Here is a 24,913-nt window from a genome sequence, read left to right on the forward strand (position 1 = left end):
GGCTACTTGATGAAGCCCTCTTCGCGCATCCAGTCGCGGGCGACGTAGACCGGGTCGTTGCCGTCGACGTCGACCTGGCTGTTGAGGTCCTGCATGACCGCGGTGGTGAGCTTGGGGCTGATCTGGGCGAACACCTGGGTCAGCTCCGGATGGGCCTTCAGGACGTCTTGGCGCACGGTCACGGCGGCGTTGTAGTTGGGGAAGAACTTCTTGTCGTCGGCGAGCACCTTCAGGTCGAGCGCCGGGATGCGGCCGTCGGTGGTGAAGACCTCGCCGAACGTGCACTGGCCCTGAGCGGTCGCGCTGTAGACGACGCCCGACGACATCTGCCGGATGTTGCCCGCGGGCACCCCGGAGGACGACCCGTACGGGACGCCGTACGTCTCCAGCATGCCGCGCAGGCCGTCGTTGCGGGAGAAGAACTCCGGCTCGACGCAGAACGTGCGCTGCCGCACCGGCACCTTCGCCATGTCGGACAGGTTCGTGAGCCCGTACTTCCGCTGCGTCGCCGCCGTGACCGCCATCGCGTAGGTGTTGTTGAGCGGCGCGTACGGCCACAACCACACGACGCCGTTCTTCTTGAGGTCCAGGTCGCGCACCGCCTCCCACTGCTCGAGCGGGTCGGCGATCGGGTCGTCCTGGCCGAGGTAGGTGATCCAGCCGGTCCCGGTGTACTCCCACTGGAGGTCGTTCTCGCCGCTGGTCAGCGACTGGCGTGCGGTCACGCTGCCCTGCACGTTGGTGTGGTCCTCGGCGTTCGCGCCCGCCGCCGTCAGCGCCAGGACCGCGATCTTGCCGAGGATGAGCTGCTCGGTGAACTCCTTGGAGGTCACCCTGATCGTGGCGTCCTTCAGGCCCTCGACGGGCTTGATGCTGCCGGGTTCGATGGCCGGCACGAACGCCGACGCGGGCTTCAGCCCGCAGCCGGCGGCGAGCGCGCCCAGCGCCGCGAGCAGCAGGCCCGCCAGCAGCGGACGAACGTGCGGACGCCCCCTCCGAGCCATCAGAGCCCCTTCGGTGCCAGGTAGCGGGTGACCATCGCGCCCACCCAGTCGACGAGCAGCGCCAGCAGGGCGATGAGGATGCACCCGGTGAGTAGCACCGGCGTGCGCTGCGTGCTCACGCCGGTGGTGACCAGGTCGCCGAGCCCGCCGCCGCTGATGAACGAGGCGATGCTCGCCGTGCCGACCATCAGGACCAGGGTGGTGCGGGTCCCGGCCAGGATGACCGGGACGGCCAGCGGGAGCTCGACCCGCCAGAGCACCTTGGTGCCCGACATGCCGATGCCGCGGCCCGCGTCGATCAGGGTCGGGTCGACCTGTTGCAGGCCGACCATGGTGTTGCGGAGCGCGGGCAGCACGCCGTACGCGACCAGCGCGACGATCGCGGTCCAGTAGCCGATGCCGAAGATGACCGCGAGCAGCACCACGACGCCGATCGCGGGCGCCGACTGCCCGATGTTGGCGATCGCCAGCACCACCGGCGTCGCCGGGCGCGCCCACCGGCGGCTGAGCAGCACGCCCAGCGGGATCGCGATCAGCAGCACGATCAGCGTGGACACGACGGTCAGCTGGACGTGCTCCCAGGTCTTCTGCATGACGTAGGGGAGCGCCAGCGAGCGGCGCGAGATGCTGTCGAGGTCGCTGTTCTCCACGTACAGCAGCCACAGGCCGCCGAGCGCCAGGATCAGCACCGGTTCGAGCAGCGCCCGCCAGGAGTGCGCGGCGGGCGCCTGGAGCGAGGCGCGCGTCGTCGCCGTCGCCTCGGCCTCGGCGAGCGCCGGGCCCCCGCCCTCTTCCCTCTCCTCCGGCGGAGCGGCCGGCGCGCTCACGACACCGGCTCTTCCGCCGACGCCGGCTCGTCCGCGCGGCGCCGGTCACGGTCGCGTGACCGTTCGCGGGCGCGGTCCTTCATCTCCTTGATCGCGTTCTGCAGCGTGGCGAGGCTGACCGAGCCCTTGTAGACGCCGCGCGGCCCGACGACCGGCACCGACTCGTGGTCGGTCTGGATCAGCGCCTCCAGGGCCTGCTGGAGGTTGGACCTGGCCCGGATCGGGTCGGCCATGACCGTGCCGCGCTCGCCGATCGTGCCGGTCATCCCGTCGAGGTCGTCCAGCGTGATCCAGCGGACCGGGCGTCGCCGCCGGTCGAGCACGATGGCGAACGTGGTGTCGGCGTCCTCGATGCGCCGCCGCACGGCGTCCGCGTCGTCCTCGGCACGCGCCTCGGGGACGTGCACCAGCGGCACGTCCGCGACCCGGCTGAACTTGAGGAGCTTCATCGCCTGCCCGCCGCCGAGGAACTGCTCGACGTAGTCGTCGGCCGGGTCGAGCAGGATCTCCTGCGGCGTCGCGAACTGCGCGATGCGCGAGCCCTTGTCGAGGATCGCGATGCGGTCGCCGAGCTTGAGGGCCTCGTCGATGTCGTGGGTGACGAAGACGATGGTCTTGCCGAGCTCCTCCTGGAGCTGGAGCAGCGAGTCCTGGAGGTGCTCGCGGGTGATCGGGTCGAGCGCGCCGAACGGCTCGTCCATCAACATCGCGGGCGGGTCGGCGGCGAGCGCGCGGGCCACGCCGACCCGCTGCTGCTGGCCGCCGGACAGCTCGCGCGGGTAGCGGTCGCGGTAGGCGGCCGGCTCCAGGTCGACCAGCTCGAGCAGCTCGTCGACGCGCTCGGCGATGCGGCTCTTGTCCCAGCCGAGCATCTGCGGGACGAGGCCGACGTTGGTGCCGACGGTCATGTGCGGGAACAGCCCGGCGTTCTGGATGACGTAGCCGATGTGGCGGCGCAGGTCGTTGGGGTCCAGGCTCATCGCGTCCTGCCCGGCCACGATGATCTTGCCCGAGGTGGGCTCGATGAGCCGGTTGATGAGCCGCATGGTGGTCGTCTTGCCGCTGCCGGACGGGCCGAGCAGCACGACGATCTCGCCGCCGGGGATGGTCAGGCTGACGTTGTCGACGGCGGGCGTCTCCTGCCCCGGAAACCGCTTGGTGACGCCGATCAGCTCGATCGAACGCCCCGCCGCGGAGTCGGCGGCCTCTGTGGTGTCGGCGGCGTGGTCGTCGCCGGTGGCTTCGGCCTCGGGCCGGGCTGTGTCAGGCACGGATCCCCCGCGAGGTGGTCAGGCGGCCGATCAGGATGAAGCAGCCGTCGAAGAGCAGGGCAAGGACGACCACGCCGAGCGTTCCGGCGAGCGTCATGTTGATGGAGTTGGCGCCGCCCAGCCGGGCCAGGCCGGAGAAGATCTGCTCGCCCAGGCCCGGGCCCGAGACGTACGCCGCGATGGCGCCGATGCCCATGGCCAGCTGGGTGGCCACCCGGACGCCGGTGAGGATGACGGGCCAGGCCAGCGGCAGCTCCACCCGCATCAGGATCCTGCGGCGGTTCATGCCGATGCCGCGCGCCGCGTCCACCAGCGTGCGGTCCACGCCGGACAGGCCGACGATCGTGTTGCGGACGATGGGCAGCAGAGAGTAAAGGGTGAGCGCCACCACACTGGGCGCCACGCCCAGCCCGAGCGGCGTGATCAGCAGGCCCAGCAGCGCCAGCGACGGGATCGTGAAGAGCACCCCCGCGGTGCTGGTCGCGAACGACGCGACGGCCGGACGACGATAGGTCGCCAGGCCGATGGCCAGGCCGATCACCAGTGCGGCCAGGACGCACTGGAAGACCATGCTGGCGTGTTGCCAGGTCTCGAACGCCAGCAGTTCACGCCGGCTGCTCAGGTACTCCCAGAAGTTCACGATCTTCCCCCGGGAGATCACCTACCCAAAGTATTCGTGTGATTACACATGACGATGGGCGGGGAACGGGCCGGTCGGGGCCCCGTCCCCGATAAAGTGATCCACTCCGGACCTCAGGAGCATCAGGAGGAACGTGCCGTGTCCGCGGAGCCGCGTGCCAGTCTCATCGTCCCGTTGATGAAGGCCCGGGTGCCCGCCGAGGTGCAGCTGGAATTCCCGCTGCCGCCTGACGAGGAGCCGATCCGCGACCCGTTCGCGGGCGACCTTTACGTCACCTACGCGCTCGAGCTGGTCGACGAGCCGGTGGGCGCGCTGATGCCCGCCACGTCCGCCGCGCCGCGGCCGGGCGGCGCCGGCGCCCTGAGCGGGCTGGGCGGCCTGGGAGCCGCCCGCCGCTTCGAGCACATCGCCCGGCGCCACTGCGCCGAGCTCCAGGTCGCGCCCGAGGGGCTGCGCCGCCAGGCCGTCGCCAACCTGCGCAACCGGCGGCCCGACCTGGCCCTCAACTGGTACCCGGACGTGCGCGCGGTGACCGTGTCGCTCGGCGAGGGCGGCCTGGAGTCCGGGCTGCTGCTGGACGATGGCTTCCTGGAGAAGCTCGCCCAGGACGTCGAGGGCGACCTGGTCGTGGCGGTGCCCGGCCGGGACGTGTTCGTCGCGACCGGCACCGGGCATCCCGACGGCGTCGACAAGCTGCGCTGGGCGGTCGACCAGGTGTGGTCGGAGGGTGAGGCCGCCGATCCCGCCTGGGACGTGCCCGCGGGTGCCCTGCTGGCGCGTGACCTGCTCGTACGGCGCGGCGGCGCCTGGGAGACCCTGCCCGCCTGACCCGGTCGCCCGTCCCCTGATCTCGCACGGGCCTCGTACGTATGTATGACCTAATTGCGGTCCTACTGAGACCGAAATAGCGCGAACTCACCGTGTCGGTATGCCTACCCGGCGTAGCCTCCGCTTTGTCATCCCAGGCAGAGGAGCTCCGCTATGGAAGGCAATCTCGCGGCCGTGCTGGCCCGACGCGCGGATACCTACGGGTGGCGGGACCGCCCCCTCTTCTATTCCGGTCCTGCGACTTACAGTCACGGCGAGGTCCACGACGCGGCCGTCCGCGCCGCGGCGGTCCTGCACGCCGCCGGGGTCCGGCCGGGCCACCGGGTGCTCATCGCGCTGCCCGATTCGGTGGGTTTCGTCGCGGCCCTGCTCGGAACGTTCCGGCTCGGCGCGGTGGCCGTGCTCACCGGACCGGAGCAGTCCGCGGCCGGGCACGCGCACGTGCTCGCCGACTCGGCCCCGCAGGCCGCCGTGTGCGCGCCCGAACTCGCCGCCCGTTTCCCCTCCGTGCACGTCCTGACCGCCGAGGACCTGACCGACGAGCCGGCCGTCGTCCCCGACCCGGTGCCGATGGCGCCCGGCGCCCCCGCCTACGTCCAGTACACCTCCGGCACCACCGGGCCGCCCAAGGGCGCGGTGCACCGGCATACCGATCCGGAGGCCTACGTCCAGGCGATGGCCATCGGCGCCCTCGGTGTCACGCCCGCCGACGTGACGTTCTCGCTGTCCAAGGCGTGCTATCCGTACGGGCTCGGCGCGACGGTGTTCTTCCCGATGTTCTGCGGGGGGTCGGCCGTCCTGTGGCCGGAGAGGCCGACCGTGGAGGGGGTCCTGAAGCAGCTCCGCGAGCATCGCCCGACCCTGCTCCTCACCGTGCCCACCTGGTACGCGCGCCTGGTCGGCGCGTGCCCGGAGGAGCGGGACGCCTTCGGGTCGCTGCGGGCGGTGGCGTCGGCGGGGGAGCCGCTGCTGCCGTCGCTGGCGGACCGGATCGAGGACGTCCTCGGCTGCCCGGTCCTGGACGGGCTGGGCAGCACGGAGGTCGGTCACACGTTCATCTCCAACACCGTCACCCGGCGCCGCAGGGGCGCGCTGGGCGTGGTGCTGGACCCGTACGAGATCGAGGTGCGGCCCGAGCCGGGACGTGTGAACGGCGAGCCCGGGGTGCTGTACGTCCGGGGGCCTTCGGTCATGGCCGAATACCTGGGGCGGCCCGCGCAGACCGCCGAGGTCCTGGACGCGGGCGGCTGGTTGCGGACGGGGGACCTGGTCCACATGGACGAGGACGGCTTCGTGCACCACCACGGCCGGGTCCGCGACCAGCTGACGGTGTCGGGGGAGCGGGTGTCGCCGCTGGAGGTCGAGCGGGTGCTCGGCCAGCATCCGGGGGTCGTGGAGGTCGTGGTCGTGGCCGCCGCGGACGACACGAGCCGGCTGCGCGCGTTCGTGGTCCTCGCAGCCGGGACGATGCCGACGCCCGGCCTGGAGGCCGACCTGCTGGCCCGGGTGCGGGACCGGCTCCCCGAGCACAAGGTGCCGCGCTCGGTGACGTTCATGTCGGAGCTGCCGCGGACGCCGATGGGCAAGGTCCAGCGGACCACCCTCCGCTAGGCCGGGCCGGCGCAGGCCGGTGGGCGGGCCCGCACGCGCGCGGCAAATCCCGGCAACGTCACTCTCATGATTCGCCGTCGCTCCCGCATGCCTCCCATATCCGGCCCCATGGAGCGGTGAACGTGGGGGCGTGGCGGGTGTGGCGAGGACGACGATCGGCTTGGCCGTGGGGGCTGCGGTCCTGGCCTGGGGCGCGGCGTGGATGGTCCACGACGAGAGCGGCGGCGACACCGCGCGGGCGGCGTCGCCGGCCGGCCCCGGGGAGGCCGACGCCAGGGCGGAACGCGGCGCGGCGGGCGACGCGGGCGACGTGACGGTGGCCAGGCCGCCGGTCGTGGGCGCGCCGCGCACGAGCAGGCCGATCGGGGACGGCTCGACGGCCGACACCGGCGCCCAGCCGGGCCGGCCGAAGCCGCGGCGGCTCGCGCCCGGCGAACGGCCGCCGCAGTTCGTCGTGTTCTCCTGGGACGGCGCCGGCGAGGACGACAACCGGCTGTTCTCGCGGTTCCGGCGGCTCGGCCAGGAGCTCGGCGCCAGCCAGACGTTCTTCCTCAGCGGCATCTACCTGCTGCCTCAGTCGGAACGGCACCGGTACCGGCCGCCCGGCAGGCCGCGCGGCTCGTCCGACATCGGCTACCTCGGCGCCGACAGCATCCGCCGCACGCTCACCCAGATCCGGCAGGCCTGGGTGGAGGGCAACGAGATCGGCACCCACTTCAACGGCCATTTCTGCGGGCCCACGGGCGTCGGCTCCTGGTCGCCCGCCCAGTGGCGTTCGGAGATCACGCAGGCCAAGTGGTTCGTCAAGAACTGGCGCACCACCACCGGCTGGACGACCGTCATGCCGCTGCCGTTCGACTACGACAAGGAGCTGATCGGCGGCCGCACGCCCTGCCTGGAGGGCCGGGTCAACGTGCTCAAGGCGGGCCGGTCGATGGGGTTCCGGTACGACTCCAGCGGCAACGGCGCGCAGGTCTGGCCGCGCAAACGGTTCGGGCTCTGGGATCTGCCGCTCCAGCAGGTCCCGATGCCGGGCAAGCGCTTCGAGGTCCTGTCGATGGACTACAACTTCCTGGTCAACCAGTCGAAGCGGCAGCGCGGCGCCCCGGCGCTGCGGTCGCGCTGGGAGCACCAGATGCGTGCCGGGCTGATGCGCGGCTTCGAGCGGGCCTACCACGGCAACCGCGCCCCGATGATCATCGGTAACCACTTCGAGGACTGGAACGGCGGCATCTACATGAACGCCGTCGAGGACGTCATGCGGGCGGTCTGCACGCGGACGGAGGCGCGGTGCGTCTCGTTCCGGCAGCTGGTCGACTGGCTGGACGCGCAGGACCCGCGCGTGCTGGAGGCCTTCCGCGGGCTGCCCGTCGGCCGGGCACCGGCCGGCGGCTGGGCCGAGTCACCGGCGCGCCTGTCGCGGTAACCGCGTCGCGGCCGAGGTCCTGCACGGCGCGGCCCTCACGGCGCCGGACCGTCGAAACGCGAGTGGCGGTCGATGATGCCCCGATAGCGTGCGCGGGCCGGGCCTTCGGTCAGGGGCCGTCCGGGCCCTTCACCTGCGGCGGGTCGGGGCGGCCCGCGACGGCGTTCTGGAAGCCCACCAGTGCGCGGTTCAGCGGCTGCCGCCACCGCCGCTCGCGCTTGACCGCGCGGGCCATCTTGCGGGAGCCCTCCTTGTAGCGCCACCTGGCCCAGGGCGAGCCGGGCCGCGCCAGCCGGAGCGCGCCGAAGATCACCAGGATGGTCACGAACAGCCCGATGAGCCCGGTCCAGGTCTTGCCCTTGAGCAGCGTGATCACGGCCAGCGCCAGGTTGATCGCGGCGGTGAGGACGACGCCCCAGAGCGGCGTCCGGTAGCCGTCGTCGGGATCGGGCGTCAACATCGCGCCGATGTCGAGCGGCCCGAAGCCGAGCAGCGCCAGCCCCGTGACGGCGACGGCCACGAAGATCGCGTCCACCGACAGCCGGCCCTGCTCGCTCCAGTAGACGTCGTCCAGCCGGAGCACCAGGGCGAACTCGTCCAGCACCAGCCCGGTGCCGACCCCGAACACCCCCGCCGCCAGCGCCGCCCAGCCCGAGCGGCCGTCCTCGACCGCCAGCCCGCCGATGCCGCCGACGCACATGAGGACCAGCCCGAAGACGACGTGGTGGATGTGCAGCCCGCCGGGCGTGACGTTGCCCGGCCACCACTTCACCTCCGCCCGGATCATCCGCACGCTGAACCGGATGAACGCGAACGAGGCGATCATGCAGACGAAGAACGTGAACAGCCTCAGCCGCCCGGCGTCGACGATGTCGTGCGCGAACCAGCTCTCCATGATCTGAGGAGGTACCCGCGGCCGGGCAATGGACCCGCCAGAAAACCACTATGAGCTGGTACTTCGTGGTTTGTAGGCTCCCCCCATGGTGTCCCTCGAACAGCTGACCGGCTTCGCCGCCATGGCGACGGTCATCATCCTCATCCCCGGGCCCTCGGTGCTCTTCGTGGTCGGCCGGGCCCTGGCGTACGGCCGCCGCGCGGCGCTGGCCAGCGTCGTCGGCAACGAGCTGGGCTTCGTCGTGCTCACCGTGGCGGTGGCGCTCGGCGTCGGCTCGATCGTCGAGCGGTCCGTGGTCGTCTTCACCGCGCTGAAGCTCGCCGGGGCGGCGTACATCGTCTACCTCGGGGTCCAGGCGATCAGGGAACGCGGCTCCCTCAAGGAGGCCCTGACCGGGCTGGAGGCGGAGGCGCCGGACGGCGGCGCCACCCGGAGGCGCGCGCTGGCGCAGGGGTTCGTGGTCGGGCTGACCAACCCCAAGACCATCGTGTTCTTCGCGGCCGTCCTGCCGCAGTTCGTGGACCGGGGCCTGGGCCACGTCCCGCTGCAGATGGTGGTGTTCGGCCTCACGTTCTGCCTGATCGCGCTGCTGTGCGACAGCGTCTGGGGCGTGGCCGCGGGCTTCGCGCGCGCCTGGTTCGCACGGTCGCCCCGGCGGCTGGCCGCGATCGGCGGCACGGGCGGCCTCATGATGATCGGCCTCGGCGTCACCGTCGCCACCACCGGGCGCAAGGACTGATCCGGTTCCCTCCTGGCCACCACCGGCCGCCCGCGTTTCCGGATGGCCGGAAAGGCGCCTTCTGAAGATCACGCGCCGCTAGGGTGCAGAATCCAACGAAACCCGACCACAAGGGGCGAAGGGTGAGCGAAGAGCTCGACCAGGTCTACGGGCAACTGGTGAAACGCAGCTGGCAGCGGTTCGACGAGCAGCGGTTCGCGCGGGAGGTCGACGACCTGCTCGTCGGCGCCGTGGTGACGGCGATGGTGGCCGAGGGCAACACGCTCATCGACCTCAACTCCGACGGCAACCACCACCATCTCCGGTTCGAGCACCCGCCGACCCGGCAGCGGGTGATGTTCCGGCTGACGCACCGGACCGGGGACGTCATGGAGGCCAAGGCCCTCGGGCACCACGCGTCCGTGCAGATGGCCTACGGCGAGCCCGTCGAGAACACGCGGACGGTCTGGCAGGCGCTCAAGTCGGAGGTCAAGAGCGCGTTCCTGGACGTCGGCGAGCCCGGCGTGATGACCGTGGACGCCGACCTGTCCACCAGCTACGTCTACGTCCAGGTCGAGCTCCTCCTGGACCTGGCGCCCTACTTCGCCGACCAGTACACGGTGAAGTACCCCGTGCTCCAGCAGCACCTCGCGGCCGTCCGCCAGGCGCTGGCCAAGTACCTGCGCGGACGTCTCTCCGCCACCGCCGCCACCGCCTGAGCCCGGGAGCCGACACGATGCTGCAACTGATCTCGAAGTTCGCGAACAAGGCCGAGGCCAGGGAGAGCAAGGACGAGGTCCTGATCGGCGAGATGGTCTACATCATGGCCTACCAGGGCTGCCCGACCATCGGCCTCTCCGCCGGGACCGACCTCCAGTACGTCAGGTTCAAGCCCGTCCAGGACCCGCTCATGCACAGCCTGACCGTCGTCCTCGACCGCAAGACCGGCGACACCGCGCTCCAGCAGGCGGTCGTCGGCAGCAAGGCCACGCTGACCTTCGTCGCCGAGGTCAAGAACTACGTCGCCGACCCCGACGACCTGGTCCAGATGTTCAAGACGGACGCGGCCAACATCTTCCGCAACCCGTGGCTGGGCGACATCAAGCTCAATCACCAGCTCAACTCGGTGACCGCGACCAAGAAGCAGATCATCGACATCGACAAGCACATCGGCGCGACCCCCGAGAGCCGCGAGCTGCTCAAGGGGCTCCTGCTCGGGACGGCGCGCGAGCTGCGCGAGAAGCTGGTCCCGTACAAGAAGTGAGCAGGGTGCCGAGCCGCTGCGGGGTGTCGGTGCCGCCCGCGGCGAGCACGGTGCCGTCCTCGCCGGTGATGACGGTGAACGGCGGCCACGCGATGTCGTTGGCGGCGTAGACGTCCGGATCGATCACCAGCGGCAGGTCGGCGGCGCCGTGCGCGGCCAGGTGCGCGCGCATCGCCTCCTCCCCGGCGGCGCTCACCAGGACCACGCCGATCTTCGAGGCGGCGTCCCTGAACGCCGGCAACATGCCGGTGCAGGTGCCGCAGTTCGCCGAGACCAGCGCGTACAGGGTCGGGTCGGTGCCGTACCGCGGCCCGGCCGCCAGGCGGAAACGGTCACCCGGCTTCAGCCCGGGTGGCCGTTCGGCCTCGCCCGCGTGCACCGGCCGGCGGACGTACGACGCAGCGGCGACCAGGCCGACGCAGCAGGCCGACGTCACCAGGTGCCAGGCGGAGAACGCGGCGGCCGGCGCGGCGGCCGTCATGACGGCGAACACCAGCAGCAGACCCGTGCGCGCCATCGTCCGGCGCCCGACCAGCCGGCCCGACATGAAACAGCCGCACACCACCCGCAGGCCTCGTCGCAGCACCGACGCCATCGCCGCCAGGAACACCGCGAAGAGCAGGGCCGCCGCCATCGCGCCCCACAGGCGCACGGCGGGAAAGGCCAGCAGGAGGGCGGCGGCCGCCTCCGCCGCGGCGATCGTCACCGCCGCCGCCAGGGTCGTGCGGCCCGGCAGGATCCGGTAGCCGTCCACGATCGCGGCGAACGCCCGGACGTCGCGCGCCTTGGCCACGGCGGCCACCACCAGTACGACGATCAGCGCGGGGTACACGCCGGCCATCACCGCCGTCACAGGCCCTCCCGGTATGCGAACGTCTGGCGATCGTAGACGCCCGCCCGCGCCGCGCCGGAGCGCGCCAGCTCAACCCGCGTGCCGCGTGCCGCGTGCCGCGTGCCGCGTGCCGCGTGCCGCGTGCCGCGTGCCGCGTGCCGCGGGGCGCCGGGCCCAGGCCGGTCGGACACACCGGGCCCGCGCCGGTCAGGCGTACCGGGCCGCGCCGGTCAGACGGGGAACGTGATGCCGGTCAGCTCCTCGGAGAGGGCCCACAGGCGGCGCTGGAGGGCGGCGTCGTGCGACCGGCGGCTGGACGCGACGAGCTTCGGGTGGCCCCTGACCTCGCGGAACCCGTCAGGCGCCGCGCTCTGGCCGAAGCGCGCGGCGAAGAGGTTGAACACCTGGCGTACGGGGGTGGGCGAGTTGCGCATGAGCTCGGTGTCGGAGCCGCCCGGGTGGGCCGCGACGGCGATGGTGCCGCCCTGTTCCGCCGGCACGTGCCGGAGCTGGACGAAGAGGCCTCCTGGCGGCTGGTCGCGATGGGCATCGCCTGCATCGGCGGCCTGTGGGCCCACGCCCGCCCTTCGCCCAGCGTGCTCGCCGCCTACGAGGCCGATCCGGCGCTGGCCGTCATGCGCGTCGACTTCACCACCGAGCTCGAACGCACCATGGCCACCCTCATCTCCGGCACCCTCGCCCGCACCCCGGCCGAGGGGTGAAGCCCGCGGGACGGGCGGCCCCGGGCCCCTGGGGCGAGCGGCCGTAGACTGGGCGCGCGACGGCGAGGGAGGAACCCGGTGCGTCCGAGCCGGCCGTCCGGCTCGGGTCAAGTCCGGGGCTGTCCCGCAACTGTGACCGGGGAGCGGACCTCCACGCGATGCCACGGCCGAGAGGCTGGAAGGCAGGGGGCCCGCGGTGATCCGGGAGCCAGGAGACTTCCGGCCGGCGCTTGCCTCTTCCCCTAGCCGGGGCGCGGAGACCCCGGAGGAGGTCTGCCGATGCGTGCCCTGCTGCTGTCCACCGCCGACACCGAACTCCTCGCCGCGAAGGCGGCCGACGCCGGTTATGCGACCGCGAATCCCGTCCGGGTCGAGCCCGCCGGGCTCGACCGGCTGGCCGAGGGCGCCGACCTCGTCGTCGTGAGGTTGCTGGGCGGCCGCAAGACCTGGCCGGACGGTGTCGACCGGCTGCGCGCGAGCGGCCTGCCGGTGGTGTTCCTGGGCGGCGAGGCCGACCCGGACGCCGAGCTGATGGCGCTGTCGACCGTTCCGGCCGGGGTGGCCGCGGAGGCGCTGGACTACCTGCGTGAGGGCGGCGTCGCCAACCTGCGCGAGCTGGCCCGGTTCCTGTCGGACACGGTCCTCCTGACGGGCGAGGGGTTCGCGCCGCCGGTCGCGATGCCCTCGTACGGGGTGCACGGGTCGTACGCGCGGGTGGACGGGCGCCCGACCGTCGGGGTCGTCTTCTACCGGGCGCACCAGCTGTCGGGCAACACGGCGTTCGTCGACACCCTGTGCGAGCGGATCGAGGCGCACGGGGCGAACGCGCTGCCGGTCTTCTGCGGCTCGCTGCGCGGCGCGGACACCGGGCTGATGGAGCTGCTGAAGGGCACGGACGCGCTGGTGGCGACGGTGCTGGCGGCCGGCGGCGCGGTGGCGTCGGCGGCGAGCGCGGGCGGCGACGAGGACGCCTGGGACGCGGGGGCGCTGGCCGCCCTGGACGTGCCGGTCGTCCAGGGGTTGTGCCTGACGTCGTCGCGGGCGGCCTGGGAGGAGTCGGACGCGGCGCTGGCGCCGATGGACGCGGCGATGCAGGTGGCGATCCCCGAGTTCGACGGGCGGCTGATCTCGGTGCCGTTCTCGTTCAAGGAGGAGGGCCGCGACGGCATCCCGGTCTACGTGGCCGACCCCGAGCGGGCGTCGCGGGTCGCGGGCATCGCGGTGCGGCACGCGCGGCTGCGGCACGTGCCGAACGCGGAGAAGAAGGTCGCGCTGGTCCTGTCGTCGTACCCCACCAAGCACTCCCGGGTGGGCAACGCGGTCGGGCTCGACACGCCGACGTCGGCCGTGCGGACGCTCCGGAGGATGGCCGAGGCCGGGTACGACCTGGGCGGTGACGGGACCCTCTGGGAGGACCCCGACACCGGCGACGCGCTGATCCACGCGCTGATCGCGGCCGGCGGGCACGACGTGGAGTGGCTCACCGAGGACCAGCTGCGGCAGGCGCCGGCGCGGGTGCCGCTCGCCTCGTACAAGGAGTGGCTGGGCGCGCTGCCCGAGCCGTTCCGGGACGGCGTGCTGCGGCACTGGGGCGAGCCGCCCGGCGAGCTGTACGTGGACGGCGAGGAGATCGTGCTGGCGTCGTTGCGGTTCGGCAACGTGGTGCTGATGATCCAGCCGCCGCGCGGGTTCGGCGAGAACCCGATCGCGATCTACCACGACCCGGATCTGCCGCCGTCGCACCACTACCTGGCCGCCTACCGCTGGCTGGACGAGGAGTTCGGCGCGCACGCGGTCGTCCACCTGGGCAAGCACGGCACGCTGGAGTGGCTGCCGGGCAAGGGCCTGGGTTTGTCGGGGGAGTGCGCCCCGGACGGCGTGCTGGGCGACCTGCCGCTGGTCTACCCGTTCATCGTGAACGACCCCGGCGAGGGCACGCAGGCCAAGCGGCGCGGGCACGCGACCGTGGTGGACCACCTGGTGCCGCCGATGGCGCGCGCCGACACCTACGGCGACCTGGCCAAGCTGGAGCAGCTGCTGGACGAGTACGCGACGGTGAACGACCTCGACCCCACCAAGCTGCCGACCGTCCGGGCGCAGATCTGGACGCTGATCCAGGCCGCGCAGCTGCATCACGACCTGCGTCAGGACGAGATGCCCGGCGAGGACGAGTTCGACGACTTCGTCATGCACATCGACGGCTACCTGTGCGAGATCAAGGACGTGCAGATCCGCGACGGCCTGCACATCCTGGGACAGGCGCCGCAGGACGAGGCGCGGGTCAACCTCGTGCTCGCGGTCCTGCGCGCGAGCCAGGTGTGGGGCGGGGTCGCGGGCGCCATGCCGGGCCTGCGCGCGGCGCTCGCCGAGCTGCACGGGCTGGACGAGAAGGCGCTGCTCGCCGACCCCGGCGCCGGGGTGCCCGGCACCGGCGGCCTGTCCGAGCTCGCCGACGGCCCCTCGCGTACGGCGGCCGACGTGGTCGACCTGCTGGAGGCGGTGGCGCGGCGGCTCGTCGAGGGGATGGAGGGCACCGGCTGGGACGCCGCGCGAGCGGCGGCGGTGACGAGGGACGTGCTGGGCCGGGAGGCCCCGGGGATCGTGCGCCTGCTGGAGTTCGGCGCGGCCGAGGTCGTGCCGCGGCTGGACGCGACCACCGGCGAGATCGAGGCCGTCCTGCACGCGCTCGACGGCGGATACGTGCCCGCGGGGCCGTCCGGTTCGCCGACGCGCGGGCTGGTGAACGTGCTCCCGACCGGCCGCAACTTCTACTCGGTCGACCCGAAGGCGATCCCGTCCCGCAACTCGTGGGACGTCGGCGTCGCGCTGGCCGACACGCTCGTCCGGCGGCACCTGGACGACACCGGCGAGTACCCGTCCAGCGTCGGCCTGACGGTGTGGGGCACGTCCGCGATGCGCACGCAGGGCGACGACATCGCCGAGGTCCTCGCCCTCATCGGCTGCCGCCCGGTCTGGGACGACGCGTCGCGCCGGGTGACCGGGTTCGAGATCGTCCCGCCGGACGAGCTGGGGCGGCCGCGCATCGACGTCACGCTGCGCATCTCCGGGTTCTTCCGCGACGCGTTCCCGCACGTCATCGCGCTCATCGACGACGCGATCCGGGCGGTCGCCGAGCTGGACGAGCCGGGCGACCGCAACTTCCTGCGGCGGCACGCGCTGGAGGACCGCGCCGGGCACGGCGACTGGCGGCGGGCGACGACGCGGATCTTCGGCTCGAAGCCGGGAGCGTACGGCGCGGGCCTGCTGCCGCTGATCGACGCGCGCAACTGGCGCGACGACCGCGACCTCGCCGAGGTGTACGCGGTGTGGGGCGGTTACGCGTACGGGCGCGGCCTGGACGGGCGCGAGGCGCGCACCGACATGGAGGCCTCGTTCCGCCGCATCTCGGTCGCCGCCAAGAACCAGGACACCCGCGAGCACGACATCGTCGACTCCGACGACTACTTCCAGTACCACGGCGGCATGGTCGCGATGGTGCGCGCGCTGACCGGCCGCGACCCGGCCGCGTACGTGGGCGACTCGGCGATCCCCGAGCAGGTCAGGACGCGCACGCTCGCCGAGGAGACGCACCGGGTCTTCCGGGCCCGGGTGGTCAACCCGCGCTGGATCGCGGCGATGCGGCGGCACGGCTACAAGGGCGCGTTCGAGCTCGCCGCGACCGTCGACTACCTGTTCGGGTACGACGCGACCGCCGGGGTGGTGGACGACTGGATGTACGAGTCGCTCGCCAAGGAGTACGTCTTCGACGAGGAGACGCGGGCGTTCATGGAGCAGTCCAACCCGTGGGCGCTCCGCGGCATCACCGAACGGCTCCTGGAGGCGGCCGACCGCGAGCTCTGGGCCGAGCCCGACCCGGACGTCCTCGACCGCCTCCGCGAGACCTACCTCCAGCTGGAAGGGGACCTGGAAGGAGGCGAGTGAGTCACTCCCGGACCGCGCTGAGCGTGAAGTCGTCGAACGTCGCGGCGACGCGCTCGGCGGCCCCGGCGTCGTAGAGCACCATCCCGGTCGAGCCCTGGCGCAGCGGCTGCGCGGTGTCGGTGCGCTCGAACACCTTGCGCTCGTTCACCCAGACGGCGATGCGGGTCCCGGCGCCGCGCGTGTCGAGCTCGGTCGTCAGCCGGTTGAAGTCGCCCGCCTGGTAGCCGGCGACCTTGACCGTGGCGAGCTCGGTGCCCTTGCCGCCGACGAGCTTCTCCAGCCGCGCCGTGCCGTCGGGGCGCAGCACGACGTCGTACCGGTCGTCGCCGGTGGCGGCGAGCTGCACGCCGGCCGCCCAGTTGGCCGACGTCGTGGCGGGGTTGAGCCGGACCTGGACGTCCACGAGCGCGTGGCCCGGGACCGTGGCCCGCGTGGCGGCCGTGCACGTCTCGGCGTTGCCCGCCTGCGCCAGGATGTCGAGGAGGAACATGGAGTCGCGGTATCCGGCACAGTCCCCGGAGGCGTTGGGCCATCCCGTCGAGGCGTCGGCGAAGTCGTCGCGGACGACCGCCGTCCCCGCCTCGGGCGGCCCGCCCCCCGGCCCGCCGGGCTTCCCGCCGTCCGGCTTCCACGGCTGGACGAACGCCAGCGCCGCGGCGGCCGTGACCGCCGCCACGGCCAGCGCCGCGATCCCGACGACCCGGCCGCGCGGGCGCCGCGTGCCCCGCGGTTCGGTGGGCGCGTGCCTGGCCGCCGGGCCTGCGCGCCGCTGCGCGGCATGCGTTTGAGCGGCGGACGTCGGAGCGGCGGGCGGTGGTGTGGTGTGCGGTGGTGCGGCGTGTGGCTGTGCGGCGGGTGGTTGTACAGCTTGTGGCTGTGCGGCGGGTGGTGGTGAGAACGGCTGTGTGGGCGGCGCCGGGTCCGCCTCCGGACGCTGCGTGGGCGCCGGCGGGACGATCGCGGGCGTGGTCTCGTCCAGCCCCGACAACGCGCGGACCAGCTCGGCGGCGCCGGGACGCCGCGCCGGGTCCTTGTCGAGCGCGCGGGCGACGAGGACCCGCAGGTCGGGTTCGAGGGCGTCGATCGACGGCGGTTCGTTGATGACGCGGTGGATGATCTCGTGGATGGTGCCGCCGCTGAACGGCGCGTGCCCGGTGCCCGCGTACGTGACGACGCAGCCCCACGAGAACACGTCGGCGGCCGGGGTCAGCGGCCCGCCGCGCATCAGCTCGGGCGCGATGTAGGACGGCGTGCCCACGAACTGCCCGGTGCGGGTCAGCCCGCCGCCGAGCGCGTCCATCGCCCGCGCGATGCCGAAGTCGATGACGCGCGGGCCGGTGGACGACAGCAGCACGTTGGACGGCTTGAGGTCGCGGTGCACGATCCCCGCCCCGTGGATGGCGCCGAGCGCCGTGGCGATGTTGACCGCGAGCCCCTCCAGCGCCCCCTCGCTCATGGGCCCCTCGGCGCGGACGGCCTGCTCCAGCGTCGGCCCGTCCACGTACTCGGTCACCACGTACAGCGGCTCGCCCTCGAGCCGCGCGTCGAGCACCGCCGCCGTGCAGAACCGCCGCACCTGCCGCGCGGCGGTCACCTCGCGGCGGAACCGCTCGTTGAACGCGGCGTCGTCGGACAGCTCCAGGTTGATCACCTTGATGGCGACCCGGCGGCCCGTCTCGTCCGTGCCGAGATAGACCGTGCCCATCCCGCCGCGCCCGAGCCGGCCGATGACCTGATAGCGCCCGAGCCGTTCTGGATCGTTCGGCCGGACCGGAGTCGTTGGCATCTCCCCTCCCACATCATGAGATGCGGATGAGGTGATCCACGTTCAGGTTCGCGGGGAGGCGGCGGCGAGTTCTTGTTCTCCGGTGACCGGCGGGCGGGCGCCGAAGCGCCTGCGGACGGGGTAGAGGGCGGCGACGATCAGCAGGCTGACCACCGAGGCGACCAGCTGGGACCGCTGGCCGGCCATGAACGCCATCGAGACGACGACGGCCAGCAGCGCGGCGATGACCAGCAGGGTCAGGTACGGGTGGGCCCACATCCGGTAGGTGAGGCTCGCCGGGTCCTCGCGCTGGAGGCGGGCGCGCAGGCGGAGCTGCGAGACCAGGATGGCCAGGTAGACGAACGCCAGGATGACGCCGATGGAGTTCATGAGGAACTTGAAGACCGCGTCGGGCGAGATGTACGAGGCCACGACCGCGCCCCAGGCGGCGACCGTGCCGAGCAGGACGGCGCGCACCGGGACGCCGCGCCGGTTGAGCCTCACCAGGCCCGCCGGGGCGTCGCCGTCGCGGGTCAGCACGTACATCATGCGCGACGAGACGTAGATCGCCGAGTTGAGGACCGACAACACGGCGGTGAGGATGACGGCCTGCATGATCGTGCCCGCCGCCGGGACACCGATCGTGTCGAGGACGCTGACGAACGGGCTGGTCAGGACCTTGGCGTCGTCCCACGGCAGGATCGCCACGACGAGGAGGATCGAGCCGACGTAGAAGAGGCCCACCCGCCAGAGCACGTTGCTGGTCGCCTTCGCGACGGCCCGGCCGGGCTCCTCGCTCTCGGCGGCGGCGATGGTGACGATCTCGGTGCCGCCGAACGCGAACATCACGATGACGATCGCCGAGAAGACCGAGGCCAGCCCGTTCGGGAGAAAGCCGCCGTGGCCGGTGACGGTGCCGAGACCGCCTGGCGCGTCCGGCCAGAGGCCGAGGACGTACGACACGCCGAGCACGATGAACACCAGGATCGCGGCGACCTTGATCGAGGCGAACCAGAACTCGAACTCGCCGAACGAGCGCACCGACACCAGGTTGACCGCCGTCATGACGACCAGGAGCGCGGCGGCCAGCACCCACTGCGGCAGGTCGATCCACGTGGCGAGGATGGCGGCGCCCGCGACGGCCTCGGCGCCGACCAGGATCACGTAGAGGTACCAGTAGAGCCAGCCGATCGTGAAGCCCGCGAACGGTCCGAGCGCCATCCGCGCGTACTCCGCCAGCGAGCCGGCGACCGGCCGCGCCACCACCATCTCGCCGAGCGCCCGCAGCACGCACAGGACCAGGAGCCCCGCGACCGCGTACGAGATGATCGCGGCGGGACCGGCGGTCTTGATCACCGCGCCGCTGCCGACGAAGAGGCCGGCACCGACCGCGCCCCCGATCGCGAGCATGGTCATGTGGCGGCGCCGCAGCCCGGTCCGGAGTCCGGTGGGTGCGGGGCGAGTTTCGGACATTCCCTAACTTTCCAGTCGCTCATCCGTTATGCGGGCTCGCCTAACTGTAGGTGAGCACGCCGCATCGCCGGATCGGCGACCGGTGTGTCAGATCCCCGGCCCTACCACTCGTCCGGGTCGGGCTCGGAGAGCGAGAAGTCGTCGAAACGGGCCAGCGCGGGCATCGCTCCGGCGGTGCTCGCCGGCCGGTTGACCAGCAGGGACGCCGTGCCCGCCGCGAGGGGACGCTCGTCGTCGGAGTGGTCGAGCTCCTTCTTCCCGTTCACCCAGGCGGTGATCTCCGTCTCGTCCCCGCTCTGGTCGAGCAGGACCTGGAGCCGGTTGGCGGACCCCGCCTCGTGGTCGTCGATGACGCGGGACTCCAGGTCGTGGAGCCGGCCGCCGACCTTCTCGCGCAGGGAGATCCGGCCGTTCGGGCGGATCACGACCTGGTAGTGGTCCAGCCCCTGGGGGTCGCCGGCGAGGGCGAGCCCGGCGTCCCACCTGTTGTTGTCCGGCCCGGATCTCAGCTCGATCCGGACGTCGTACAGGTAGCGCCGGCTCATGGCGGCCCGCTGGCGCGGGATCGCGCAGCGCCTGTCGTCCTCGCCCGCCCTGACCTCGATCGCGTACGCGCCGTTCTCGTACGAGCCGCAGGAGGCGGGCCAGCCCGTACCGGCCTTGTCGAAGGTCTCCTTCCCGACGATCGCCGACGCCGCGGCGGGAACGCCGCTCCCGCTCCTACCGCCGCCGCCGTCGCCCCGGTCGCCCACCGCCCACACCAGGCCGAAGATCGCCAGCGGGACGAGGCCGCCCGGCACGAAGTAGCTCAGGTGCCTCTTCGGACGCCTGCGGCGCGCGGGATGCGCCGCCTGCGTGGGCGGCACCCTTGCTCCCGGGCGCGTGGCCGGGCCGGGCCGCGTCGGGGGAGGGCGTGTGGTGGAGCCGGGTTCGGGCCATGCGGCCTCGACGGTCTCGGCGAGCCGCTCGGGGCTGGGATCGGCCTGGCCGACGAGGCGGGCCAGGATCTCCCGCGTGGTCGGCCGGTTGCGCGGGTCCTTGTCGAGCGCGGCGGCGACCACGCCGTGCAGGTCGGGGTCGAGGCCGTCGAGGACGGGCGGGTCGTGCGCCACGTGGTAGAGGACCTCCGGGACGTTCGCCCCGGCGAACGGCGCGCGGCCCGTCCCGGCGTACGCGACGACGCAGCCCCACGCGAAGACGTCGGCGGCCGGGGTGACCTCCTCGCCGCGCATCAGCTCGGGCGCGATGTAGGCAGGCGTCCCGATGAACTGCCCCGTCCGCGTGGGGCCGTCCGCGGAGTCCAGGGCACGGGCGATGCCGAAGTCGATCACGCGCGGCCCGGTGGACGACAGCAGCACGTTGGACGGCTTGAGGTCGCGGTGCACGATCCCGGCCCCGTGGACGGCGCCGAGCGCGGTGGCGATGCCGACCGCGAGGCCCTCCAGCGCGCCGCCGCGCATCGGCCCGCCCTCGTCGACGGCCTGCTCCAGCGACGGCCCCTCCACGTACTCGGTCACCACGTACAGCGGCTCGCCGTCGAGCTGCGCGTCCAGCACGGCCGCGGTGGAGAACCGCCGCACCTGCCGCGCCGCGGTCACCTCGCGCCGGAACCGTTCGTGGAACGCGGGGTCGTCGGCCAGCTCGGCGTTGATGACCTTGACCGCGACCTGGCCGCCGGCCCCGTCCTCGGCCAGGTAGACCGTGCCCATGCCGCCGCGGCCCAGCCGTCCGACGAACCGGTACGGGCCAAGCCGCTGGGGGTCGGCCGCGCGCAGGGGCTCGGTCATTCGGCGCTCCCGGGGAGATAGGCGTATCCCTAGGACGCTACGGCGTTCCTGGACGTTCCGGGCAGGCCGTACGCTGATCGCCATGGAAGCCACGGCGGACGTCCTCGGGCCGGACTACGAGGCCATCGAGCTCCCTCTCGGCAGCGACGCCGAAGGCGAGGTCGTGGCGACGCTCGTCCGGCGGCGCGGCTCCGGCCCCGAGCCGTCCCGCCGCGCCGTGCTGTACGTGCACGGGTTCATCGACTACTTCTTCCAGACCCATCTGGCGGACTTCTACGTCGACCGCGGCTTCGACTTCTACGCCCTGGACCTGCGCAAGTACGGCCGTTCGTTGCGGCCGCACCAGACGCCCAACTTCGTGCGGAGCCTGTCGGAGTACTTCCCGGAGATCGACGAGGCGGTGCGGATCGTCCGCGAGGAGGACGGCCACGACGTGCTCCTGCTGAACGGGCACTCCACCGGCGGCCTGGTCGCGGCGCTCTGGGCGGACCGGGTGAAGGGCCAGGGGCTCGTCGACGGCGTCTTCCTCAACAGCCCGTTCCTCGACATCGCCGAGCCGCTGGTCACGCGCAAGCTGGGCGCCGGCCTGGCCCGGGCGCTGGGGCGGCGGTTCCCGCAGGCCAAGCTGCCCGCCTCGGTGTCGGACCGGTACGCGCGCAGCCTGCACCGCGAGCACGACGGCGAATGGGACTTCGACCTGGCCTGGAAGCCGCTGCTGGGCTTCCCGGTGCGAGCGGCGTGGCTGGCGGCCGTGCGCCGGGGCCAGCTGCGCCTGCACGCCGGGCTCGACATCGACGTCCCGGTGCTGGTCATGTCGTCGGAGCGCAGCGTCCGGCCGTCGGCGAAACTGGCGGTCGTCGATCTGTCCAGCGCCGACGCGGTGCTGGACGTGGCGCACATGGCGCGCTGGGCGCCGCGGCTCGGGCGGCACGTGACGCTCGTCCGGATCGACGGCGGCCTGCACGACCTGGTGTTGTCGGCCAAGCCCGCCCGCGACCAGGTGTTCGCCGAGCTCTCCCGCTGGATGACCGGCTACCTGCCCGGCGGCGTGCCCGCGCCCTGACGCTCAGCCGTTGATCTTGGAGGCGTCGAAGTCGTCGAAGTCGGCGACGGCCTTGACCGCGGTGTTGCCGCCGGAGGAGACGTCCAGCCCGACGTTGCCGGGCGGCAGCGGCTGGTCGGCGTCGGTCTCGTCGATGACCTGGTCGCCGTTCACCCAGAGCCGCAGGCGCGCCGCCTTGCCGCCGTCCGCGTCCTCGCAGGCGATCTGGATCTTGTTGGCGGCCCCCTTGCCCTCGTACCCGGGGACCGAGTCGGGCTCGGCGAGGTTCTTGGTGCCCAGGTCGCCCGCGCCCTTGACGAGCAGCGCGCCCTTGCCGTCCTTGCGCACCTTGAAGACGTACTGGCGGCCCTTGTCGTCGTTCCGGCACAGCAGCCCGGCCATCGCGTCGTCCTGCCCTTCGGGCATGGTCACCGTCGCCGTGACGAGGATGTTCTTCGGCAGTTCCCCGGGCTTCTTGGGCGACGGCCTGCCGCGGGCCGCGTTGGTGGAGTCGGTCTCCACCCGGTACTTGCCGTCCTTGTAGCCGTACTGGCTGGTGAACGAGCCGCCGCCCCAGCCCGAGCCGGTGTCGGCGAACGTGTCGCTGAACGCGGAGGAGACGTTCTCCGGCGGGCCGTCCGGCCGCGTCAGGGCCCAGGCGGCACCGGCCACGACCAGGACGCCCACGACCGCCGCCGCGCCGATGAGCAGCACCTTGCGGGGCACGCCCACGCCGCCGCCGGAGGGCCTGACATGGGTGGGCTGCGGCGGCGGGTAGCCGCCGGGGCCGCCGGGAGGGAAGAGGCCGTCGCGGCGGGTCGTCTCGGCGCCCGGGTGCGCCGTCGCCTGCGCGGGCGGCGGCGCGACGGCCGTGGGCTGCGGGCCGTGCCAGCTCGCCTGCACGGTCTCGGCGATCCTGGCCGGGTTGACGTCGGAGTGCCCGACGAGCCGGGCGAGCAGCTCCTGCACGCTGGGCCGGTTGCGCGGGTCCTTGTCGAGCGCGGCGGCGACCAGCTCGCGCAGGCTCGGGTCGAGGTCGCCGAGGTTCGGGGGTTCGTGCGCCACCCGGTAGAAGATCTCCGGGACCGTGGTGCCGGCGAACGGGGCCTTGCCGGTGCCCGCGAACGCGACCACGCAGCCCCAGGAGAAGACGTCCGAGGCGGGCGTGATCGGCTCGCCGCGCAGCAGCTCGGGCGGCAGGTAGTTGGGCGTGCCGACGAGCTGGCCGGTGCGGGTCGGGCCCTCGGCGGCGTCCAGCGCCCGCGCGATGCCGAAGTCGATCACGCGCGGGCCGGTGGACGACAGCAGCACGTTGGCGGGCTTGAGGTCGCGGTGCACGATCCCGGCGCCGTGGATGGCGGCCAGCGCGGTGGCGACGCCGACGGCGAGCCCCTCCAGGTCGGAGCCGGGCAGCGCGCCGCGGGCGGCCACCGCCTGGTCCAGGCTCGGCCCCTCGATGAACTCGGTGACCACGTACAGCGGGTCGCGGTCCAGCTCGGCGCCGATCACCGGTGCGGTGCAGAACCGCCGGACCTGCCGCGCCGCCGTCACCTCGCGCGTGAACCTGTCGCGGAACGACGCCTCGCCCGCCAGCTCACGGTTGATCACCTTGACCGCGACGCGCCGCCCGTTCGGGTCCTCGCCCAGGAACACGGTGCCCATGCCGCCCCGGCCGAGCCGGGCGATCAGCCGGTACGGCCCGAGCTCCCGCGGGTCGTCCGGCTGGAGGGAGTCGAAGTTCTCTCCTGCGTGCGTGGTCATGATGGTCCTGGAGGTCGGGGGCATCAGTGGGGGGCTTTGTATCGAAAGCACACCCTAGCGCGGCCCTCAGGGGGTGAGGATCAGCTTCCCGGTCGTCCGGCGACCGGCCAGATCCTCGTGCGCGGTCCGCGCGTCGGCCAGGTCGTAGCGCCGCCCGACGTGCAGCCGGAGGTCGCCCGCCGCCACCCAGCCGTAGACCTCGGCGGCCCGGCCGAGCAGCTCCTCGCGGGTCGCGGTGTAGTGCGCCAGCGACGGCCGGGTGAGGTAGGCGCCGCCCGCGGTGTTGAGCCGCTGCGGGTCGAACGGCTCGACCTTGCCGCCCGCCGCGCCGTACAACGCCAGCAGCCCGCGCGACCGCACGCTCTCCAGGCTCCCGTCGAACGTGGGGGCGCCGACGCCGTCGTACACCACGTCCACGCCCGTGCCGCCGGTGAGCCGCCGCACCTCGGCGGCGAACCCGTCGTAGCCGATCACCTCGTCGGCGCCGGCGTCGCGGGCGAGCTTCTCCTTCTCGGGCGTCGAGACGGTGCCGATGACCCTGGCGCCCAGGTGCTTGCCGAGCTGGGTGAGCAGCAGCCCCATGCCGCCCGCCGCGGCGTGCACGAGGATCGTGTCGCCCGCCTTGACCTCGTAGGTGGAACGGGTGAGGTAGTGCGCCGTCATGCCCTGCAGCAGGGCGGCCGCCGCGTTCTCCAGGCTCACCCCGTCCGGCACCGGCACGACCTTGCCGGCCGGTACGGCGGCCCGCTCGGCGTAGGCGCCCGGCGCGTTCGACCAGGCCACCCGGTCGCCGGCCGCGAACCCGGTCACGCCCTCGCCGACCGCGGCCACCGTGCCCGCGCCCTCGACGCCCGGCACGTACGGGGTCGGCTGCGGGTAGGCGCCGGTGCGGAAGTAGATGTCGATGAAGTTGACGCCGGCCGCCGCGATGTCGATGAGCACCTCGCCCGGACCGGGCACGGGGTCCTCGCGCTCGGCGGGGACGAGCACCTCGGGGCCGCCCGGACTCTCGACGACGATCGCGCGCATGATGCAACTCCTCCGTGCCGGGGTGCCGTGGACGGCCCGCCGCTCCTGACAGCCGCCAACCCGGCCGTCCCGGATC

21 protein-coding genes and 1 riboswitch are annotated in these 24,913 nt (G+C 72.9%); of the genes, 9 read left to right on the forward strand and 12 right to left on the reverse strand.

Annotated elements, in window-relative coordinates:
• Window positions 1-2: 2 nt before the first annotated feature.
• Genes ABZ810_RS27405 through ABZ810_RS27420 form a run of 4 tightly spaced genes read right to left on the reverse strand, consistent with a single transcriptional unit; the run spans window position 3 to window position 3,742 of the window.
• Window positions 3-1,004, reverse strand: a complete 1,002-nt coding sequence (locus tag ABZ810_RS27405; RefSeq protein ID WP_358407991.1) for a glycine betaine ABC transporter substrate-binding protein — start codon at window positions 1,002-1,004, stop codon at window positions 3-5.
• Entirely contained in the window at window positions 1,004-1,831 is an 828-nt protein-coding gene (locus ABZ810_RS27410) for an ABC transporter permease (RefSeq protein WP_358407994.1), read from the reverse strand. Before ABZ810_RS27410 ends, ABZ810_RS27405 begins: the two co-directional genes overlap by 1 nt.
• Window positions 1,828-3,102, reverse strand: a complete 1,275-nt coding sequence (locus tag ABZ810_RS27415) for a betaine/proline/choline family ABC transporter ATP-binding protein (protein ID WP_358407997.1) — start codon at window positions 3,100-3,102, stop codon at window positions 1,828-1,830. The genes ABZ810_RS27410 and ABZ810_RS27415 overlap by 4 nt, the downstream gene beginning before the upstream one ends.
• Window positions 3,095-3,742 (reverse strand): ABC transporter permease, encoded by a 648-nt coding sequence (locus tag ABZ810_RS27420; RefSeq protein ID WP_358408496.1) that lies wholly within the window; start codon window positions 3,740-3,742, stop codon window positions 3,095-3,097. Before ABZ810_RS27420 ends, ABZ810_RS27415 begins: the two co-directional genes overlap by 8 nt.
• Before the next feature lie 177 nt (window positions 3,743-3,919).
• Here ABZ810_RS27420 and ABZ810_RS27425 point away from each other — a divergent pair, with 177 nt between their 5' ends.
• The 3 genes from ABZ810_RS27425 (at window position 3,920) to ABZ810_RS27435 (ending at window position 7,607) form a co-directional block, all read left to right on the forward strand.
• Window positions 3,920-4,570, forward strand: a complete 651-nt coding sequence (locus ABZ810_RS27425) for a DUF1444 domain-containing protein (protein ID WP_358408000.1) — start codon at window positions 3,920-3,922, stop codon at window positions 4,568-4,570.
• 153 nt (window positions 4,571-4,723) lie between these two features.
• Complete coding sequence (locus ABZ810_RS27430) at window positions 4,724-6,181, forward strand: AMP-binding protein (protein WP_358408003.1); 1,458 nt, start codon at window positions 4,724-4,726, stop codon at window positions 6,179-6,181.
• 166 nt (window positions 6,182-6,347) lie between these two features.
• Window positions 6,348-7,607 (forward strand): hypothetical protein, encoded by a 1,260-nt coding sequence (locus ABZ810_RS27435; protein ID WP_358408005.1) that lies wholly within the window; start codon window positions 6,348-6,350, stop codon window positions 7,605-7,607.
• Window positions 7,608-7,716: 109 nt separating this feature from the next.
• On the opposite strand, the gene ABZ810_RS27440 is transcribed toward ABZ810_RS27435, so the two are convergent.
• The gene (locus tag ABZ810_RS27440; protein WP_358408006.1) at window positions 7,717-8,502 is read right to left on the reverse strand and encodes a hypothetical protein; all 786 of its coding nucleotides are present in this window, start codon (window positions 8,500-8,502) and stop codon (window positions 7,717-7,719) included.
• Between the two features lie 85 nt (window positions 8,503-8,587).
• Between ABZ810_RS27440 and ABZ810_RS27445 the strand changes: the two genes are divergently transcribed.
• The 3 genes from ABZ810_RS27445 to ABZ810_RS27455 all read left to right on the forward strand — a co-directional run bounded on the left by ABZ810_RS27445 (window position 8,588) and on the right by ABZ810_RS27455 (window position 10,484).
• Window positions 8,588-9,241 (forward strand): LysE family translocator, encoded by a 654-nt coding sequence (locus ABZ810_RS27445; RefSeq protein ID WP_358408007.1) that lies wholly within the window; start codon window positions 8,588-8,590, stop codon window positions 9,239-9,241.
• A gap of 122 nt (window positions 9,242-9,363) precedes the next feature.
• Window positions 9,364-9,939 carry a hypothetical protein gene (locus ABZ810_RS27450; protein WP_358408008.1) on the forward strand — a complete coding sequence of 192 codons (576 nt, stop codon included), beginning with the start codon at window positions 9,364-9,366 and terminating at the stop codon, window positions 9,937-9,939.
• Between the two features lie 17 nt (window positions 9,940-9,956).
• Window positions 9,957-10,484, forward strand: a complete 528-nt coding sequence (locus ABZ810_RS27455) for a hypothetical protein (protein WP_358408010.1) — start codon at window positions 9,957-9,959, stop codon at window positions 10,482-10,484.
• On the opposite strand, the gene ABZ810_RS27460 is transcribed toward ABZ810_RS27455, so the two are convergent.
• Window positions 10,420-11,337, reverse strand: a complete 918-nt coding sequence (locus ABZ810_RS27460) for a MauE/DoxX family redox-associated membrane protein (protein ID WP_358408013.1) — start codon at window positions 11,335-11,337, stop codon at window positions 10,420-10,422. The genes ABZ810_RS27455 and ABZ810_RS27460 overlap by 65 nt on opposite strands.
• 209 nt (window positions 11,338-11,546) lie before the next feature.
• The gene (locus tag ABZ810_RS27465) at window positions 11,547-11,816 is read right to left on the reverse strand and encodes a hypothetical protein (RefSeq protein WP_358408015.1); all 270 of its coding nucleotides are present in this window, start codon (window positions 11,814-11,816) and stop codon (window positions 11,547-11,549) included.
• On the opposite strand from ABZ810_RS27465, the gene ABZ810_RS27470 reads away from it, so the two are divergent.
• Window positions 11,817-12,038, forward strand: a complete 222-nt coding sequence (locus ABZ810_RS27470) for a hypothetical protein (RefSeq protein WP_358408016.1) — start codon at window positions 11,817-11,819, stop codon at window positions 12,036-12,038.
• A 69-nt stretch (window positions 12,039-12,107) separates the two neighbouring features.
• Window positions 12,108-12,256, forward strand: a riboswitch (cobalamin riboswitch).
• A 61-nt stretch (window positions 12,257-12,317) separates the two neighbouring features.
• Window positions 12,318-15,980: a cobaltochelatase subunit CobN gene (gene cobN, locus ABZ810_RS27475; protein WP_358408019.1), complete on the forward strand. Its 3,663-nt coding sequence runs from the start codon at window positions 12,318-12,320 to the stop codon at window positions 15,978-15,980.
• Window position 15,981: 1 nt separating this feature from the next.
• Here the strand turns inward: cobN and ABZ810_RS27480 are convergent, their stop codons facing one another.
• From ABZ810_RS27480 to ABZ810_RS27490, 3 genes are all read right to left on the reverse strand, one after another.
• On the reverse strand, window positions 15,982-17,766 hold the full coding sequence (locus ABZ810_RS27480) for a serine/threonine-protein kinase (protein WP_358408020.1): 1,785 nt from the start codon (window positions 17,764-17,766) through the stop codon (window positions 15,982-15,984).
• Between the two features lie 42 nt (window positions 17,767-17,808).
• Window positions 17,809-19,218: an amino acid permease gene (locus ABZ810_RS27485; protein ID WP_358408021.1), complete on the reverse strand. Its 1,410-nt coding sequence runs from the start codon at window positions 19,216-19,218 to the stop codon at window positions 17,809-17,811.
• 101 nt (window positions 19,219-19,319) lie between these two features.
• Entirely contained in the window at window positions 19,320-21,005 is a 1,686-nt protein-coding gene (locus ABZ810_RS27490) for a serine/threonine-protein kinase (protein ID WP_358408022.1), read from the reverse strand.
• Between the two features lie 82 nt (window positions 21,006-21,087).
• Here ABZ810_RS27490 and ABZ810_RS27495 point away from each other — a divergent pair, with 82 nt between their 5' ends.
• Window positions 21,088-22,068 carry an alpha/beta hydrolase gene (locus ABZ810_RS27495; protein WP_358408024.1) on the forward strand — a complete coding sequence of 327 codons (981 nt, stop codon included), beginning with the start codon at window positions 21,088-21,090 and terminating at the stop codon, window positions 22,066-22,068.
• Between the two features lie 3 nt (window positions 22,069-22,071).
• On the opposite strand, the gene ABZ810_RS27500 is transcribed toward ABZ810_RS27495, so the two are convergent.
• Both ABZ810_RS27500 and ABZ810_RS27505 read right to left on the reverse strand, forming a co-directional pair.
• On the reverse strand, window positions 22,072-23,808 hold the full coding sequence (locus tag ABZ810_RS27500; RefSeq protein WP_358408027.1) for a serine/threonine-protein kinase: 1,737 nt from the start codon (window positions 23,806-23,808) through the stop codon (window positions 22,072-22,074).
• 66 nt (window positions 23,809-23,874) lie between these two features.
• The gene (locus ABZ810_RS27505; protein ID WP_358408030.1) at window positions 23,875-24,837 is read right to left on the reverse strand and encodes a quinone oxidoreductase; all 963 of its coding nucleotides are present in this window, start codon (window positions 24,835-24,837) and stop codon (window positions 23,875-23,877) included.
• Between the last annotated feature and the right edge of the window lie 76 nt (window positions 24,838-24,913).

It is taken from the genome of Spirillospora sp. NPDC047279, from assembly GCF_040643285.1.
Lineage (GTDB): Bacteria > Actinomycetota > Actinomycetes > Streptosporangiales > Streptosporangiaceae > Spirillospora.

Bases quoted from the DNA above. Each gene is read 5' to 3' on its own strand.
- ABZ810_RS27425 (WP_358408000.1), top strand. From the start codon at position 3,920: ATGAAGGCCCGGGTGCCCGCCGAGGTGCAGCTGGAATTCCCGCTGCCG.
- ABZ810_RS27485 (WP_358408021.1), bottom strand. From the start codon at position 19,218: ATGTCCGAAACTCGCCCCGCACCCACCGGACTCCGGACCGGGCTGCGG.
- ABZ810_RS27495 (WP_358408024.1), top strand. From the start codon at position 21,088: ATGGAAGCCACGGCGGACGTCCTCGGGCCGGACTACGAGGCCATCGAG.
- ABZ810_RS27445 (WP_358408007.1), top strand. From the start codon at position 8,588: ATGGTGTCCCTCGAACAGCTGACCGGCTTCGCCGCCATGGCGACGGTC.
- cobN (WP_358408019.1), top strand. From the start codon at position 12,318: ATGCGTGCCCTGCTGCTGTCCACCGCCGACACCGAACTCCTCGCCGCG.
- ABZ810_RS27480 (WP_358408020.1), bottom strand. From the start codon at position 17,766: ATGCCAACGACTCCGGTCCGGCCGAACGATCCAGAACGGCTCGGGCGC.
- ABZ810_RS27455 (WP_358408010.1), top strand. From the start codon at position 9,957: ATGCTGCAACTGATCTCGAAGTTCGCGAACAAGGCCGAGGCCAGGGAG.
- ABZ810_RS27505 (WP_358408030.1), bottom strand. From the start codon at position 24,837: ATGCGCGCGATCGTCGTCGAGAGTCCGGGCGGCCCCGAGGTGCTCGTC.
- ABZ810_RS27440 (WP_358408006.1), bottom strand. From the start codon at position 8,502: ATGGAGAGCTGGTTCGCGCACGACATCGTCGACGCCGGGCGGCTGAGG.
- ABZ810_RS27405 (WP_358407991.1), bottom strand. From the start codon at position 1,004: ATGGCTCGGAGGGGGCGTCCGCACGTTCGTCCGCTGCTGGCGGGCCTG.
- ABZ810_RS27500 (WP_358408027.1), bottom strand. From the start codon at position 23,808: ATGACCACGCACGCAGGAGAGAACTTCGACTCCCTCCAGCCGGACGAC.
- ABZ810_RS27430 (WP_358408003.1), top strand. From the start codon at position 4,724: ATGGAAGGCAATCTCGCGGCCGTGCTGGCCCGACGCGCGGATACCTAC.
- ABZ810_RS27490 (WP_358408022.1), bottom strand. From the start codon at position 21,005: ATGACCGAGCCCCTGCGCGCGGCCGACCCCCAGCGGCTTGGCCCGTAC.